The sequence below is a fragment of the Acinetobacter sp. 226 genome (genome assembly GCF_048147925.1).
GTDB classification, from domain to species: Bacteria; Pseudomonadota; Gammaproteobacteria; order Pseudomonadales; family Moraxellaceae; genus Acinetobacter; species Acinetobacter pecorum.
Window position 1 is genome coordinate 78,160 of record NZ_JAYWYX010000008.1, and the last position, 16,521, is coordinate 94,680.

Sequence of the window (16,521 nt, forward strand, 5' to 3'; positions counted from 1 at the left end):
TAAATAACCAGCGCTTTTATTGTTATTCTTCGTTTAAAGAGACTATTTTCTCGATCTGACGATGTTCTGAATTCAGGTATTCATCCGACTGCATTTCCAGCAAACGGGAACGGGTTCGTTCAATTTCAAAAGCCAGCTTCTCTCCCTGATAAATATCCACAATATTATCTTCCGAGGTCAAGAGCAACTTGACGCCGCGGTCATAAAACTCATCTACCAGATAAATAAAACGGCGCGTGCCATCACTCAGAAAATCGGTTAGATGGGGAACATTGCTGACCAAAACAGTATTATAAATATTGGCGATTTCAATAAAATCAGCCGGGCTACGTGGTTTTAAACATAGCTCAGAGAATTCACACCACAATACATCTTCGGTATGCGCTACGGTTTCAACAATACGGTTGTTGATAATAATCGGTTCTTCAGAGCGTGTTTGAGCCTGGGTTAAAGCATTAAAGCGCTGCGCAATCCAGTTTTTATGATCATGTGTTAACGGGAATTTAAACAGTTGTGCCTGTTTTAAAACCCGTAAACGGTAATCGACTCCGGCATCGACATTTAATACCACACAATTTTTCTTGACCAGTTCAATCGTTGGCAAGAAACGGTCGCGGTGAATCCCGTTTTTATATAACCCGTCTGGTGCAATATTCGAGGTAGCGATCAAGGTAATGCCGCGCTCAAACAACTTCTGGAATAAATCGCTCAAGATCATTGCATCTGTCACATTCGATACAAAAAACTCATCAAAACAGATGACGACTGCTTCTTTATAAATCCGGTCCGCTACGATATCTAGCGGATTACGCTGCCCGGATAACTTATTTAATTCACGATGCACATGCTGCATAAAATGATGAAAATGCATCCGGGTTTTACGGCGAAACGGAATGGAATCATAGAACTGATCCATGAGCCAGGTTTTGCCACGCCCCACCCCACCCCACATATATACTCCTTTCGGAGATGTCTGACGGCGAAAGCGGCGGAATGCTTTTTTCGATGCCTTAAATCGCTGAATCAATTCCAGCCAGACACGATTCAGTTCATGTACTGCCATCGCTTGTGCTTCATCGGGCATAAACTGTCCAGAAGATATTGCTTGTGCATAACGTTCTGCAGGAGAAATCGGACTAAAGGCGGTGCTGTGCTGTGAATTAAAATCGGACATAGAATTTCGTACTATTTGGGATCAATTTAATTATAACGGAGTTTAATCAACACGCTATAACACTTTGGCATAAACAAACTTAGGCTATTTTATATATTGCCGAGGACTTTGCCCAAACCAGCGTTTAAAGGCATGGTTAAAAGCGGCCGGCTCGGAATAGCCCAATAATTCTGCAATCATTTCAATCGAATACTGCTTATATTCAATTAATCGCAAAGCTTTATCTTTAATAATCTCTTCACGAATCTGCTTATAACTGGTATCACATTGCTGTAACTGATGCCGCAAGGTCCGTTCGGGAATATTCAGTGCCTGTGCAGTTTCAGCCATACTTGGCATTAGACCGCTTTGGATTTCCAGATAATCCTGCACCCGCTGCACCACAGTCGGTGTCTTTTCGTCCTCCTGCAACCGCTCTAGCTCAGCCAGACATTTGGCTTCATAGATTGCAAAAGTTTCCTCATCCTTCGAGGGAATTTTAATATCCAGAACCGCTTCATCAAACCAGAATGCCGCCCGAGGTGCATCAAACTGTACCTGATTCCCATAATAATCATGATAGATCTTTAAGGTATTCGGATTTGCCGGATAGGCAAATGGCAACTCAATCCGCAAATCAGGTTTGGATAAACCCATCATTTTGTAAATTTCCCGGATAAACTTAAAAGTTCCGGAAATCTCCGCCTGTGCCAGCAACCTTCCCAAATGGTCATCTAGCTGCTTGGCTCGATAACATAGCGCACTATAATGTTCGCTATGCTCCAAAGCCAATTGACCGGTCAGATGCGTCAACTGCTGAAAACGGATCACCTGATTCAGTGCATCACGTACCGTAGGGCTCGTCACCAGCAACATGAGTAAGGGACCATAGCCTGCCAAGGCATAATGCTGGCCAATCAACAATCCTTGTTCAGGCTGAATTTCCTGCCCCACCACCTTGAGCACATCATTTTCCAGACTCGGATGGATAATCGAGCTTGGATCAAAGGCATCTACACGCAGCCCAATGTTTTGCAGTTTCTGATCGACCTGCATACCAGCCTTACGCATCCCTTGAATCAAATACATCAGACTGAGAACAGAACGTTTCATAACCATACAAGTACAATGTGATTTCTCTAGTTGTACTATAAAAATAATATGCCGGCTATTGCCGTTTAGATCAATTTTCTGTCTAATCACTAAGGAGCAGATTACGATAAATATCCCACATTAAAATAAGCAAGGAATGTACAAATGCTAGATCACGCCACTGCTACAGGCTCCCATCCCCATACCAAAGTTGCCATTATTGGAGCCGGTTTCGGCGGTATTGCCATGGCAATACGTTTACAGCAACAGGGTATTTATGACTTCGTTATTCTGGAAAAAGGAAGTGATTTTGGTGGGACTTGGCGAGATAACCAATATCCGGGAGCAGCCTGTGATGTGCAATCACATTTGTATTCCCTGTCATTTGCTCCAAAAAGCAATTGGTCCAGACGTTACGCTGAAGCACCAGAAATATTTTCTTATATTCAGGATCTGGTAACTGACTATAATCTCCGTGCTTTCTGCCGTTTAAATACTGAAGTTCTGGCTGCACATTACCAGGCAGATCGCTGTCTATGGCAATTACAGCTTCAGGATCAAAGTATCCTTGAAGCCCAGTTCGTTATCTTCGCTTCTGGGCCATTGCATATTCCCCAAATCCCACATATACCCGGTATTGAGAAATTTCAGGGCAAAGTCTTTCATTCCGCACAATGGGATCACACATATGACCTGAATGGCAAAAATGTTGCTTCAATCGGGACAGGTGGTAGCGCGATTCAATATATTCCGGAAATCGCTCCACAATGCAAACAACTTTACGTCATGCAACGTACAGCGGCCTGGATCATTCCTCGTGATGAACGTATCTACCCCGACTTTGAAAAGAAACTATTTAAAAAATATGACTGGTTTCGAAAGTTACATCGCACCCGCCTGTATTGGTCAAATGAATCGCGTGTCGTACCGATTGTCAAACCTGGCATTATGAAATTCACCCAAAAACTGGCAGAACTGCTGATTAAATATGAGGTTAAAAATCCTGAATTGGCCAAACAACTGACTCCCGATTACATCATGGGCTGTAAACGCATTCTGGTTTCAAACCGCTACTTTCCGACTTTTAACCGCCACAATGTAGAACTGGTGACCGAGAAGATTCAGGAACTGACTGAACACAGTGTCATTACCCAAGATGGAAAAGAGCGGCCGATTGACTGTCTGATTTATGGTACCGGATTCATTACAGATCCACGTATCTATATGAAGAATTTTCAATGCACCGGACTCCATGGTGCAGAGCTGAATGACGTCTGGAAACAAGGCGCTGAAAGCTATTATGGAATTTGTGTAAAAGATTTTCCAAACCTGTTTCAGTTATTGGGACCCAATACTTTATTGGCGCACAATTCTGTGATTTTTATGATCGAGGCGCAAGTTGAGTATATCTTGCAACTAATAAAACTAGTCGATCAATCTCATAGTGATGCCATCATGGTCAAAGAGCAGGCGCAAGATACATTTAATCAGCAGGTGCAACATATGTTTGAAAAGACTGTTTGGCAATCTGGCTGTGTAAGCTGGTATCAGCAGGAAGGTGGTAAGAATTTCGCCTTGTGGCCGACTTATACCTGGAAATACTGGCTAAAAACCAAAAAAATCAATGCTGCAGATTATCAATTATTCAATAAACTTACCTAAAAGACTTTAGCATCCGATATCAAGCGATGGCATAATTTAAAGGTAAATTTTTCAATCCATTAAACTTATGCAATCGCTCTGGCTCATCTTTCAGCTTCTATTCTGTCTAGCACTCGGTTTTGCTATGGCAAAACGAATTCCGCAACCTATTATTAAAATCTGTTTCAAGCTATTGCCCTATTTTAGCTATGTATTATTGATTGCAATTGCCTTTGAATTTTCACAGCTTGTCGATGAATTACAGCATCCTCTCCAGATTCTGAGCACCTCGATCAGTATTGCCTTTCTGACTTCACTCGGTGCTTTTGCATTTTGTTATCTTCTATTTAAATGGGCAGGTTATCTTCCTAGTTCCGGTCGAGTATCCGTCGACCTGGTGCTTAAATCCCTACTGAACATGAGCTATGCCTTTTTGGCTCTCGCCGGCGGATACTTTTTACATGCAGGCTTGAGTCTATTTGATCTGTCCCTGCAAATCAGCACCTGGCATTTATTACTGGTATTTATGTTCATGATTGGCCTAGATCTGGCCAACTCACCCTTAGATCGATCCTGGTTAAATTTTAAAATTCTACTGGTCCCGATCGGTTGTATTTTTGGTTCATTATTTGCAGTCATCGCATATTCATTCTGGAATACCCAGATGGATCTGAAAGATTTGATCATGCTGTCACAAGGCTATGGCTTTTATTCGATGTCAGGCGTCGTTGTCACGGAACTTCGTAACGCTGAACTCGGCAGTATCGCCCTGATGAATGACCTGTTTAGAGAAATTTTTGCCATTTTACTGATGTATTGTATGGGCTGGAGATATCCAAGATCTGCGATTTCAGCAGCGGGTGCAACTGCAATGGATGTGACTTTACCGATGGTTAAACAGGCGTGCGGGCATGATTTTATTCCGCATGCTATGGTCAGCGGTTTCATTTTGTCACTGTTAGCACCAGTCATGGTAAGTGTACTGGCAGTGATTTAATTACTTTATCGCTTTCTCACTCTCTTCCCTGAGTCAGTTTTAAAGCAGGGTTTTAAAACGAAACACAAACAAGGAGGCTGAGAGGGCTGACTAAAAACTTAAATCAATATCACTTAAGGCATCGCCTACTGTTTCAACAACATCCGAAACCAGACTGATAGCATCAGATGCCAAACTGACCACATCAATTCCCGCTGTCCAATCTGTTGAGCTTGCCTGTTATTGCTACTGTTCTTGTTGCTGAAGCTGTTCCGCCTGTTGAACACTTTGAATCAGATCATTCTGTTCCTTTTCTGAAGGTAATTCAGATGTATTCATAGGTTTTCCTTTAATTATTATTGATATTTTCTGAATATATAAAAAAAGCCTTTCATTGGAAAGGCTTTTTGTTGGTCAAATCATATTACAAGGTATCTAGAATATCTTTTAAGGTTTGGCGCATATTTTTAGACTGGGTAATCGGACGACCAATCACCAGATGCGTTGAACCATCTAGCATCGCCTGTTTTGGTGTTACAATACGTTTCTGGTCATCTGCATTTGACCCTTCTGGACGAATGCCGGGTGTCACTAATGCAAAGTCTTTTCCAATCGTTTCACGCAACATTTTTGCTTCTTGAGCTGAGCAGACCACACCATCTAGACCACTGTCTTTGGTCAGCTGAGCCAGACGTTTTACATGCTCATTGGGTTCAATATCCAGACCAATATCCTTTAAGTCTTCACGGCCCATCGAGGTAAGAACTGTGACGGCAATCAACTGAGTCTTATAATTACCTGCTTTTAACCGCTCTACACAGGTTTCCATCATTTTACGGCCACCTGAAGCATGTACATTGACCATCCACACTCCCAGATCTGCTGCCGCGCATACTGCCTGTGCTGTTGTATTTGGAATGTCATAAAATTTCAGATCCAGAAATACATCAAAACCTTTATCTTGAAGTGCTTTGACAATGATTGGCCCCTCATGGGTAAATAACTCTTTGCCAACCTTTACTCGACATAAAGCAGGATCTAGCTGTTCCGCAATCGTTAAGGCATCAAATTGGCTTTTAGCATCCAGTGCAACGATGATACTCATGAGTAGACCCTTCAAATTGACAAAATTAAGATATTATACGGACTAAGCTCATGCCGACCAAGAATATTTTCACAAAATATACTTGGTAATTCAAACTAAGTTATTTATTTATATAATTTTAAATATTATTTTAGCTATAATTATATATAGATAAATAATAAAAAACGCCTTTAAAGCTAAGTTAAAAGGCGTTTAATTAAAATTGGCAATATAAAATGTTTAAAAACAACTTTTGCCTGGCACTTTCACCTAAAGTGGTGTCGATGGTCGGTCATTAGAATTAATATCTAACACAGTTTTTTCATGCCGGGTATGGACGGCTGCTTCAGCAGCCATTAACTTGGCTGAATTCAATTGTTCTTTACGTAGGTGTTCAATGTCTTTACGAAGCCTTTTAATTTCCCAATTCGCCTGAAAAACCCTGAAGATCTGAACACCTAATAACAGGCCCAAAACTACACCCAAAGATAAAGTGAGGAGAAGTAATAATCCCAGGCGCATTGCTGGAACTTGAGTAAATAACAAGTCCACTGACAATTCAGTACCATTTTGCAGAACTAAAGCTAATGAATAACCAAACAGTACTAATAATAGAATGACCAGAACGTAACGCATGAGCACCCCGTATATTTACAATTATTTTTGTGCAGACTCGTTTACCGCATCACGAAGTGCCTTACCTGGTTTGAAGTGCGGAACTGCTTTTGCAGCCACTTCTACTGATTTACCAGTTTTAGGGTTACGCCCTACGCGCGGTTCACGGTGATGCAATGCAAAACTACCAAATCCACGAATCTCGATACGATTATCAGATGATAAAGCCTCTATCATTTGATCGATCATGATTTTAACTGCTTCTTCCACTAAGGGTTCAGCCAAATGCGGATTTTTTAACGCAATACGCTCTATTAAGTCAGACTTATTAAGTGCTTCAGTAGTCATCTGCGACCTCTTTAATTATCAAGCTACTTGGGATCTATTTCCAGATAATAACCTGTTTAAATACAAAACGGTAGCGCAATAATTAAATACTACGCTACCGTTTACAGTATTTGTATAAAAAGTATTAGTTAATTTACATTAACAATACAATTCAGACGCTTACTTAGTTGCTCATTTGCGCCTTGATCAGGTCACCAATAGTTTTAGGACCATTGTCTTGACCAGCTGGTGCTGTTTTCAAGTTAGCAACTGCTTCTTTCTCTTCAGCTTCGTCTTTCGCTTTGATAGACAAGTTGATTGCGCGAGATTTACGATCAACGTTGATGATCTTCGCTTCAACTTCTTGACCAACTTCAAGGAACTTAGTTGCATCTTCAACGCGATCGCGATTGATTTCAGATGCTTTCAGAGTCGCTTCAACTTCGTCAGCCAACTTAACAGTTGCGCCTTTAGCATCAACTGCAGTTACAGTACCTTTAACCAAAGCACCGCGTTCGTTAGCAGCAAGGAAATCATTGAACGGATCGTTGTTCATTTGTTTGATGCCAAGGCTGATACGGTTGCCTTCAGCGTCTACAGAAAGGATAACCGCTTCAACAGTGTCACCTTTCTTGTAACGACGAATTGCTTCTTCGCCTTGTTCGTTCCAAGAAATATCAGACAGGTGAACTAGACCGTCGATACCGCCTGGTAAACCGATGAAGATACCAAAGTCAGTGATAGATTTGATCGTACCAGAAACTTTTTCGCCTTTGTCGTGCTCTTTAGCAAACTCTTCCCATGGGTTAGCACGAGTTTGTTTGATACCAAGAGAAATACGACGACGCTCTTCGTCCACTTCAAGAACCATAACATCAACTTCGTCACCAATCTGAACTACTTTAGATGGGTGGATGTTTTTGTTTGTGTGGTCCATTTCTGAAACGTGTACTAAACCTTCAACGCCTTCAGCGATTTCAGCGAAACAACCGTAATCAGTCAGGTTAGTTACGCGCGCTTTAACGATTGAACCTTTAGGGTAACGGTTCATGATCGCTAACCATGGATCTTCGCCAAGTTGTTTAAGACCTAGAGAAACACGGTTACGTTCGCGGTCGAATTTAAGTACTTTAACAGTAACTTCTTGACCCACTTCAACCACTTCTGAAGGATGCTTGATACGTTTCCAAGCCATGTCAGTGATATGAAGAAGACCATCAATACCGCCAAGGTCAACGAATGCACCGTAGTCAGTAAGATTTTTAATAGTACCAGTAACTGTTTGACCTTCTTCAAGCTGAGCAAGAAGAGCTTCACGGTCAGCTGAAGATTCAGCTTCCATAACAGCACGACGTGAAACAACAACGTTGTTACGTTTAGCGTCAAGTTTGATTACTTTAAATTCTAACTCTTTGCCTTCTAGGTGAGTAGTATCACGAATAGGACGAGTATCAACTAAAGAACCTGGAAGGAACGCACGTACTGGACCGATGTCAACAGTGAAACCACCTTTAACTTTACCAGAGATAACACCAGTAACGATTTCGCCGTCTTCAAAGATTTTTTCAAGTTTAGTCCAAGTTTCTGCGCGTTTAGCTTTTTCGCGAGAAAGAACTGTTTGACCCATACCGTTGTCAAGTGCTTCAACAACTACGTCTACAGTGTCGCCAACTTGAACTTCAAGTTCACGTTGTTCATTTAAGAACTCAGCACGGTCAACAACGCCTTCAGATTTAAGGCCAGTGTCAACAGTTACCCAATCAGAGTCAATGCTTACTACAACGCCCTGGATTACTGCACCCTTTTCAACGTTGAGGTTTAATTCGCTTGCTTCAAAGAGGGCTGCAAAAGATTCGGTCATGATATTTCCGATAAAGTCAGCGGTCTTGGATCAGACAAGGCCGGTTTAATTAAGCATCTACATAGTCCATATAAAACTGATCAAGCTATGCGTTTGCTGATAAAATTGGGTTAATTTGCTAACTGCTGATCTACATAAGTAGTCATCAGCTGGAATACTTCATCGATGTTCAAATCTGAACTGTCGATAATGTAAGCATCATCGGCAGGCTTGAGCGGAGCGACAGTGCGTTCCATATCTCGTTTATCGCGTGCAATGATATTAGCTAAAATGTCGTTTATTTTAACATCCAGCCCCATACCCTGCAACTGCTTTACACGTCTTTGCGCGCGCGATTCAGCCGAGGCAGTCAAATATATCTTGGCTTGGGCGTTAGGAAAGATGCTGGTTGCCATATCACGCCCGTCCGCCACCAAGCCCGGCGCCTGTGCAAAAGCATGTTGACGTGAAACCATGGCGGTTCTAAGCTCAGGAATTGCTGCGACTTTTGAAGCAAATTCCCCCACCCGCTCAGTACGAATGGTTTGGGACACATCTTCGCCATCCAGCCACACCTGCACCCCGGTGTCTGTATTCACAAACTGGATATCCAGATTTGTTGCGATTTGTACGCATTCTGGCAATTTGGTATCCAATGAGTCCAGCAAATCATGATGATGCAATGACAAACCCAAAAGACGGTATAAAGCACCAGAGTCTAATAAATGAAACTGATAATGCGCAGCCAGTTTCGCTGCCAACGTACCTTTGCCCGACCCACTTGGACCATCAATGGTAATAATTTGAACTGTCATTGCTTTCCCGTTGTTGTTTAAACAGATTTTGCGAGTTTTATCAGGCCTAGTTTAATCGCTGCCCGTAACTGTGCAAGGATTAATTTACTCACAAAAGGTGCTCGTGCCTGCAATTCAATCGTATAAGTCACTAGTGTTTTATCATCAGTCAGCGCTTCAAATTCAATAATACCCAAATGATGCTTGATCAGCGGATTTTTAATAATCTGGTATTCGATGCGGCTATTCGGCTCGAACAGAGTAATTTGTTCTTTCAGCGGCTTCACTGGCCCCACCCCCATTGCACGCACTGAACCCAGCCCATCTGGATATTCAACATCTGCAGAATCCTTGATTCGCTCAACCTGCATCGGTGCAAAAGCCACATTATAGGTGGCATGCTTGGACATCAAATTAAAGACATCATCAATTGCTGCCGGAAATTCTTTTTTTACTTGAATACTGTTCATTATTATTCCTGAAAATTACAGATATTTGAAAGTGAGCAAATTCTAGCGGATAAGCTAGAATTATTTCTGCGTATTTAATGACTTTTCTTGTAACTTGAGTTGCCGTTTCTGTTCACGACGCACTTTAAAAAATACACTTAACTGTTCCGAGCATTGCTGCTGCATACAACCCGCCTTGAAAGGAAACACATGATTATAATAGCCAGTTTCAAACAGTTGGCGTGCGCTCACCAGTGAGCCTGCTTTCGATTCAAATGCCCCAAATACTACCCGTGAAACCCGTGAATGAACCAGTGCGCCGACACACATGGTGCATGGCTCGAGGGTTACATACAGTACCGCATCTTCAGGTAACCGATAATTTTGAATGTTTTGACAAGCATCCCGCAGTGCAACAATTTCTGCATGTGCAGTCGGATCATTTAATGTGATCGGCGCATTAAACCCTTGGCCAATGATCTGATTCTGGCTGACAATAATCGCACCCACGGGAATTTCACCCTGTGCAGCAGCAAGTGCAGCCTGCTCGTAAGCATGCTGCATCCAGTATTCATCTGTAAATTGTGTTTCGGACATTGAGACTTAAATCACACCATACTGCTTGAGCATGTCATTCCAGCTTTCAATAGTCGTAACTGGAGGATTTTGAGATAAGATTCCTTTCAAGCTCATATCTGTACCCTTTTTCCATTCAGGAGAAAGATCTTTATCGACCAGACGTGCTCGTACACCCTCAACAAAATCATGATGACGAATTTTCCAGTCTGATATCTGAACTTCCAGTTCAAAAACTTCCTTCCAGGAATGTACCTGCTTACCCCATTGCCATAATAGCCAGGTCAAGGCTGCAGTGGTGGGTGAACCTTTTTTAAGGTTTTCACTGGCCTGACGTAACCAGTCACTGCGTGCGTCACTGAGGCCAATAATTGACTCATAATCATGCTCAAAGTTGATACCACGACAAACACTATGAATGACATCCAGGGAGTTTTGCAGCGGTCCTGGACCTACCGGACGGTGCATACTGTTCAGGGTGTCATCAATGGCACGAAAGTCACCTGCAGGATAATGACCCCAATCGATATTAACGACTTTATGCAAAACTGAATCACGCTGTGCATCACAAATATGGGTGGCCCAGCCAATCCCGTAAGCGCCGGCAGCAGTCATAATAGAACCGGTCAAGCCTGTGAATAGACCTAGTGCACCACGATCCGCCAAGAAACGGGTTGCACCTACATCTGGATATAAACCGATATTAATTTCAGGCATCGCCAAACGCGAATACGGTGTCACTAAACGGAAAGGCGCCGCCATAAACAGGCCCAAACCACCACCCATTACATAACCCTCGCCCCAGACTAAAACGGGTTTGGCATAATTATGCAATAACAGATCGAGCGCGTATTCCTGCTCAAAGAACTTATTGGCAGCCGCCACTTCATCATTAATAACCAGTTGACGCAGCTTACGTACATCCCCACCTGCGCAGAAAGCTTTCGGTGTGGTTGAATCAAGCCAGATGGCTTTGACGCTGTCATCATGATGAAAATCCTGAAATACTTCCAGAAGTGCGGAAGCAATCGATTCATCGAGAGCATGCAAAGATTTTGGTCGATTCAAGCGAACGATACGCCAGCCATTGTTCGCTTCTTCAACAATCAGATCCGGATGGTAAGGTTTAGTTACAGGAGAATATGTCATGCGTCCAGCTGCCAATCTATAGGCTCAATGCCATGTTGTTTGAGATAATTATTTGTTTTCGAAAAAACTTTACAACCAAAAAAACCACCCCGGTTAGCCGACAAAGGCGACGGATGCGCTGCTTTTAATACCAGGTGTTTATTTTGGTCAATGCGCTGTCCTTTACGCTGTGCGTATGCGCCCCAAAGAATAAATACAATATGTTCACGCTGTTCATTCAATACATCAATGACGTGATCAGTAAAATCTTCCCAGCCACGTTTCTGATGTGAAGTTGGTTGAGCGGCTTCCACTGTCAGTACAGCATTCAGCAAAAGTACGCCCTGTTCCGCCCAGTGCGTCAAGTCACCATGCTTAGGAATCTTTATGCCTAAATCATTGTGCAACTCGTGAAAGATATTACGTAAAGATGGGGGCAATGCAACCCCTTTTTGCACTGAAAAGCTTAAGCCATGTGCCTGATTTGGACCATGATAAGGATCCTGACCAATAATTACGACCTTGACCCGATCTAGCGGCGTAGTATTCAAAGCATTAAAAATCAGGTGATTCGGTGGATAAATGACTTTATCCGCTTTTTTTTCTTCAAGGAGAAATGCTTTTAATTCATCCATTTTCGGACTGAGTAAAAAATCACTCAATCCGTATTTCCAGCTTTCATCCAACTGAACTTTATTCAGTTTGGCCAGTTGCTGTTCATTTAAAGACATTCTTCAATCCTAAATCTATGTCAATCGATTTAAAGTCATGCAGACTCTAGATCTGTACCTGTAAATCTACTGCAGGGTTATGAAATGGCACACCCTGTTTCAGCTTGGCAAACATGTCCGGATCTGCCCATTCAGCCTGCACCTGCTCCGAGAACTCGATCTGGTCAAGACTCAAAACACCCATCTGTTCATTTTGAATATCTTCTAGAAAACTCTGTGCATAGCCTGTGTCGGTTTCATGCACAATCACAGAATAGACTTCAACATCACCCTCGCCATTTTGCGTCACCGTCGATACCAGCACCTGCTGTGCCAGAAAGAAGAAAATGCGAGAAAACTGTTCTGCAGATGGCGAAACCGGCAAAGAAACCCAACGCGCACTAAAATTCTTGCAAGCCTGAATATATTCAGGATCATCTTTTTGCCAGAAGCAGATTGCATGGTCAAATGAATCAAAGAAATCCTTAATCACCCCTTTGAGCAGACCAAAATCATAAACCATCTGGCCATGATCCAGCTTCGAGGCTTTCAGCAATAACTCGACTTTATAGCTATGGCCATGGATCGAACGCTTACAGCGATCTGACGTGCAGTTACGCACAATATGAGCATTCTCAAACTTAAATAACTTACGAATTAACATATGCCGTAATGTCGTCAAAAAATAGGTGAATTAATTATGATTATAAAGCAAAAGTAGAGCTTTGAGGATTAATTTTGCTGTTTAGCATGATAGGGAAAAGGCATCAAGCCATATTCAGATCCATTCGATTTGTATAATTTATAAACTATACTTAAAAGGGCGCCATGCTGCGGTAAGCGACATAAACCTGTTTATCCCGACGCACCAGCTCACTGCTAAACTGACGCTTGCGCTCACTTAAAACCACTTCAATTTGGGCTTTAAAATAATTGGATTGCACTCCAAGCAGACTGTTCAACACATTTCGCTTAGCTGCCTCGACCTGAGCAAAAGGCTCAAGCGCCCATAACTCAGAAACATTGGAAAAATGCTCCAAATTGGCCTGACGCTGATCCAGTAACTGCTGCACTGCATTCACATCAAGCTTTTCATCCATACTGGCCAGAAGAAAAGCCGAGGCTGTATTGATATTGACTGTACTGTCCTGCATGGGTGCGGCACTGAGATAAGATTCAATCAGTTTATATTTATTTTCTTCAAAGCCGCGAATCAGTTTTAATTCTTCCACACTATGAAACTTTGCGTTTGGGGGCAAAGCCGCATTGGGCAAGCCTTGATAATAATTAGATTCAGCACCCATCGAACCGCTGGGAATCTCATTTTCATCCTGCCAGTCAATGACTGCTTCACTCAGCTGTGCGGGTAAACCGGCGCGCTTTAAGATCAGCTCAAACCATACCTTGGCATTTTCATTCACCGTACCTTCAGCAGTGACCAGGCTATTTAAATTAAACTTGCCCGATTCATCCTGTATTATTCCTGAGACATACCCGTCTTCTACCGGAAAAGCCGGCATGGGCTGCGCCCAGGTTTCCTGTAAATGATCAACCTCAGCGGCATTTTCGGCATCATCGACCAAGAGTTCTGAAAAAAAGGCCTCAGCACTTTTGGCATATATAAGAGACTGATTTTGGCGCATCAGATAAGCAGTACTTTCTGCTGTGGCAGCCTGACGCTTTGCAATTGTGGCAGCGAGAATAGTCGCCAATGCCACCATCACTAAAATGGTAATCAGTGCAATGCCTTGTTGCTGTTTGATCATGATCGCTTTTTTCATTTTCATTTCTTATTATTCTTAGCCTGGTTGGCCTGTATTCTGAGCATCAAGCAAAAAATCTGTGTTTAACAAACTAAATATCCATTCATAGCTAATAGCATTTACGGTTAAATTGATTTTAATCCCTTTGGGCAAACGTTGCTTCTGCTCTAACTGGTTCAGATCCACAGAGGCATCCGGCCATTGCGTGAGTTCATTCGGATTAAGCACCACAATCTGAAATTGTTCAACTTCCGACAATAAAACACTAGATTCCGGCTGGTCTTGGCCGGTTTGATTCAGGTTCCGGTATTTCAGGCGATAAAGTTTCTGCTCATCAGGCCGGTATTGATATTCAATGCGCTCATCGGGAGAAATTCCTTCTTGCAAAGGATCAGTTACCCCGGTTTTACTGAAATTAAAGCGTCCGTTCTGCAACACCAGAGCCGGCTGTATATCTCCATTAATGTTGGCCGTTAAGGGCACTGCCTGTACGGTATCTCGTAGAATTTGCTGATATGTTTCCTGTAACTGCCCTAAACGCTGTTCATGAATCACATTCTGATCTTTGGTTTTGACAATATAATCAAAAACTTTCCAACCTAAAGCAGACAATACTGCAAAGATCGCAATTGCGACCAATAATTCAACCAGGGTAAATCCTTTAGGTTTCATGGAGTATTGTTCATGCGATGATTAAAGAACGTCAGGCTGCTGATACCAGATTCTACCTGACCATTGTCCGGGTTGATCAGACTGACCTGCAACTCAATTCGTTGTACGTTGGGACTTACTGTCGGTTCACTGCGTTTATCGATTTTCCAGGTTTCACCTTGCTGGGTCAGCTGTTTAGAAGCCGTCCCTTCCATCCATTCCTGATTAATTTCCATTTTTGCCACTTCATTTAAAGCAATAAACTGCGCCTTAGTCCGCAAAATAGCATTTGAGGTCGACTGGGTATATTGCATTGCGACTTTGGTCAAGGTCATGGCTGCTGTCGCAAAAATTGCCAGGGCCACCATGACTTCCAGCAAGGTAAAACCTGAGCGAGGATAAACGAAACAACGTTTCGTCCGAACGCAAGACGAAGTCCTATGCTCGCAGTACACATGATCAAATCCATAAACACTGGGCTTAAACGACTTGATAACATCCGAGCCAGCATTCTGCTTGAAATATCTAGATTTCATTGATTTTACCCAGATGGTCAACTTCAATGGCAGCTCCTATTTCACGCTCTTCGAAAAAGAACTGAATCCGTACCGGTTTAACCTCACCATTGCCGAGCCAGATTAACTGAGGAGAATTTGCCTGAGTCAGATCACGGTTTTTTGCATTGGCAAAACGCTGCTGCTCCAAGGTCTGAATCTGGAAGGAAACATGATCAGGCAAACTGCGCAATTTAAAATCTGCATAACTTTGCCATTTCTCATTTTGCAGGTTCTGACCGCTCTGCTCTGCTGAACGATACTCTATAATTCCATAACGAAATGGCGTGACATCTGTCGCAGTCTGAACATCAAGCGCGAGTATCCTGGACTGGTCATTGGCTTCTCGTAATACCCGCTGCAAGTCCATTAATAAAATTTCACGCGCCTGCATGGCCTTACGCTGATCGACACCACTGGTATTTAACAGCACCAAAGACGCCATGATACCCATGATCACAATCACCACCATCAATTCGATTAAGGTAAAGCCACGAACTGCGCTGTGAGGTGATCTGATCATAGGACGACCTTAGGCAAACTGCTCGGCAGGATGTACCTGCTTGGGCAAAGCCAGTGCCTGATCAATATAGGCTACACGCAAGGTATCTCGTGAACCCAGATAACGCTGATAGAAACTGGAATTGAGAATTGCTGCAGCACCATGGGTCAGCGACCAGATCGAAGCCAGATAATCGCGTACTGACATATGGCTGTTGATGGATGCCAGATAAGTTTCTGTCATACGGATAATCAGACGTAAGCGCTGTTTACGTACCTGATAAAGTTCGCTAAACAGGTGCTGAATTCCAACGCCAGTTGTTGACAGGCGTTCTTCAATCTGGTGAAACAGCACGGTACGCTCAGGATGATGCAAATGATGCAGCATAAAGAAGGCCAGATGTTCAGGAAAAGCTTTCTCGCTATCCTGAATCATTTCCAGCAACATGCGCTCATTACGGATAATCAGCAGCATGTACAGCTCATCTTTACTCTGGAAATGTTTATAAAGTGTCCCTTTGGCCAGATCAAGCTCGGCAGCAAGCGCATCTAGCGTCATTCCCGCTTCACCATTTTCCAGCAGGAGCTGTTCTGCAACTTGAAAAATCAAGGTTTCTCTTGCTCGAAACTGAGCCTGACGATCCATCTTCACCCTATAAACTCTCTT

The 16,521-nt window shown here is 42.8% G+C and carries 19 protein-coding genes; 2 read left to right on the forward strand and 17 right to left on the reverse strand.

What is annotated here, in order from left to right; all coding sequences use genetic code 11:
- Positions 1 to 22 precede the first annotated feature (22 nt).
- Both zapE and VXP95_RS05215 read right to left on the reverse strand, forming a co-directional pair.
- Positions 23 to 1,174, reverse strand: a complete 1,152-nt coding sequence (gene zapE, locus VXP95_RS05210; protein ID WP_416711614.1) for a cell division protein ZapE — start codon at positions 1,172 to 1,174, stop codon at positions 23 to 25.
- Between the two features lie 84 nt (positions 1,175 to 1,258).
- On the reverse strand, positions 1,259 to 2,266 hold the full coding sequence (locus VXP95_RS05215) for an AraC family transcriptional regulator ligand-binding domain-containing protein (protein ID WP_416680702.1): 1,008 nt from the start codon (positions 2,264 to 2,266) through the stop codon (positions 1,259 to 1,261).
- A gap of 144 nt (positions 2,267 to 2,410) precedes the next feature.
- Here VXP95_RS05215 and VXP95_RS05220 point away from each other — a divergent pair, with 144 nt between their 5' ends.
- Both VXP95_RS05220 and VXP95_RS05225 read left to right on the forward strand, forming a co-directional pair.
- A complete protein-coding gene (locus tag VXP95_RS05220) occupies positions 2,411 to 3,907 on the forward strand; it encodes a flavin-containing monooxygenase (protein ID WP_416711616.1) in 1,497 nt (498 codons plus the stop codon).
- Positions 3,908 to 3,974: 67 nt separating this feature from the next.
- On the forward strand, positions 3,975 to 4,883 hold the full coding sequence (locus VXP95_RS05225; RefSeq protein WP_064096557.1) for a lysine exporter LysO family protein: 909 nt from the start codon (positions 3,975 to 3,977) through the stop codon (positions 4,881 to 4,883).
- 403 nt (positions 4,884 to 5,286) lie between these two features.
- Here VXP95_RS05225 and pyrF read toward each other — a convergent pair whose 3' ends face one another.
- The 15 genes from pyrF to VXP95_RS05300 form a co-directional block, all read right to left on the reverse strand.
- Positions 5,287 to 5,967 carry an orotidine-5'-phosphate decarboxylase gene (gene pyrF, locus VXP95_RS05230; protein ID WP_416711617.1) on the reverse strand — a complete coding sequence of 227 codons (681 nt, stop codon included), beginning with the start codon at positions 5,965 to 5,967 and terminating at the stop codon, positions 5,287 to 5,289.
- Positions 5,968 to 6,216: 249 nt separating this feature from the next.
- Positions 6,217 to 6,582, reverse strand: coding sequence for a lipopolysaccharide assembly protein LapA domain-containing protein (locus tag VXP95_RS05235; RefSeq protein ID WP_064096559.1), 366 nt, complete (start codon positions 6,580 to 6,582; stop codon positions 6,217 to 6,219).
- Between the two features lie 21 nt (positions 6,583 to 6,603).
- Complete coding sequence (locus tag VXP95_RS05240; protein ID WP_064096560.1) at positions 6,604 to 6,909, reverse strand: integration host factor subunit beta; 306 nt, start codon at positions 6,907 to 6,909, stop codon at positions 6,604 to 6,606.
- A gap of 163 nt (positions 6,910 to 7,072) precedes the next feature.
- Complete coding sequence (rpsA, locus tag VXP95_RS05245) at positions 7,073 to 8,749, reverse strand: 30S ribosomal protein S1 (RefSeq protein WP_064096561.1); 1,677 nt, start codon at positions 8,747 to 8,749, stop codon at positions 7,073 to 7,075.
- A 110-nt stretch (positions 8,750 to 8,859) separates the two neighbouring features.
- Positions 8,860 to 9,543: a (d)CMP kinase gene (gene cmk, locus VXP95_RS05250; RefSeq protein ID WP_144723781.1), complete on the reverse strand. Its 684-nt coding sequence runs from the start codon at positions 9,541 to 9,543 to the stop codon at positions 8,860 to 8,862.
- Positions 9,544 to 9,560: 17 nt separating this feature from the next.
- Positions 9,561 to 9,992, reverse strand: a complete 432-nt coding sequence (locus tag VXP95_RS05255) for an SRPBCC family protein (RefSeq protein ID WP_416711618.1) — start codon at positions 9,990 to 9,992, stop codon at positions 9,561 to 9,563.
- Between the two features lie 60 nt (positions 9,993 to 10,052).
- Positions 10,053 to 10,568, reverse strand: coding sequence for a tRNA adenosine(34) deaminase TadA (gene tadA, locus VXP95_RS05260; RefSeq protein WP_064102717.1), 516 nt, complete (start codon positions 10,566 to 10,568; stop codon positions 10,053 to 10,055).
- A gap of 6 nt (positions 10,569 to 10,574) precedes the next feature.
- Positions 10,575 to 11,696 (reverse strand): enoyl-CoA hydratase/isomerase family protein, encoded by a 1,122-nt coding sequence (locus VXP95_RS05265; RefSeq protein ID WP_416711619.1) that lies wholly within the window; start codon positions 11,694 to 11,696, stop codon positions 10,575 to 10,577.
- Positions 11,693 to 12,406 (reverse strand): uracil-DNA glycosylase, encoded by a 714-nt coding sequence (gene ung, locus VXP95_RS05270; protein ID WP_064102719.1) that lies wholly within the window; start codon positions 12,404 to 12,406, stop codon positions 11,693 to 11,695. Before ung ends, VXP95_RS05265 begins: the two co-directional genes overlap by 4 nt.
- 46 nt (positions 12,407 to 12,452) lie before the next feature.
- Positions 12,453 to 13,049: a 6-pyruvoyl trahydropterin synthase family protein gene (locus VXP95_RS05275; protein WP_416680708.1), complete on the reverse strand. Its 597-nt coding sequence runs from the start codon at positions 13,047 to 13,049 to the stop codon at positions 12,453 to 12,455.
- A gap of 151 nt (positions 13,050 to 13,200) precedes the next feature.
- Complete coding sequence (gene gspK, locus VXP95_RS05280; RefSeq protein ID WP_144723776.1) at positions 13,201 to 14,172, reverse strand: type II secretion system minor pseudopilin GspK; 972 nt, start codon at positions 14,170 to 14,172, stop codon at positions 13,201 to 13,203.
- A 12-nt stretch (positions 14,173 to 14,184) separates the two neighbouring features.
- Positions 14,185 to 14,820, reverse strand: a complete 636-nt coding sequence (gspJ, locus tag VXP95_RS05285) for a type II secretion system minor pseudopilin GspJ (protein ID WP_191730584.1) — start codon at positions 14,818 to 14,820, stop codon at positions 14,185 to 14,187.
- Entirely contained in the window at positions 14,817 to 15,335 is a 519-nt protein-coding gene (gene gspI, locus VXP95_RS05290; RefSeq protein ID WP_225215720.1) for a type II secretion system minor pseudopilin GspI, read from the reverse strand. Before gspI ends, gspJ begins: the two co-directional genes overlap by 4 nt.
- Positions 15,325 to 15,876: a type II secretion system protein gene (locus VXP95_RS05295; protein ID WP_144723775.1), complete on the reverse strand. Its 552-nt coding sequence runs from the start codon at positions 15,874 to 15,876 to the stop codon at positions 15,325 to 15,327. The genes gspI and VXP95_RS05295 overlap by 11 nt, the downstream gene beginning before the upstream one ends.
- Positions 15,877 to 15,885: 9 nt before the next feature.
- A complete protein-coding gene (locus VXP95_RS05300) occupies positions 15,886 to 16,500 on the reverse strand; it encodes a TetR/AcrR family transcriptional regulator (RefSeq protein ID WP_064102723.1) in 615 nt (204 codons plus the stop codon).
- Positions 16,501 to 16,521: the final 21 nt, after the last annotated feature.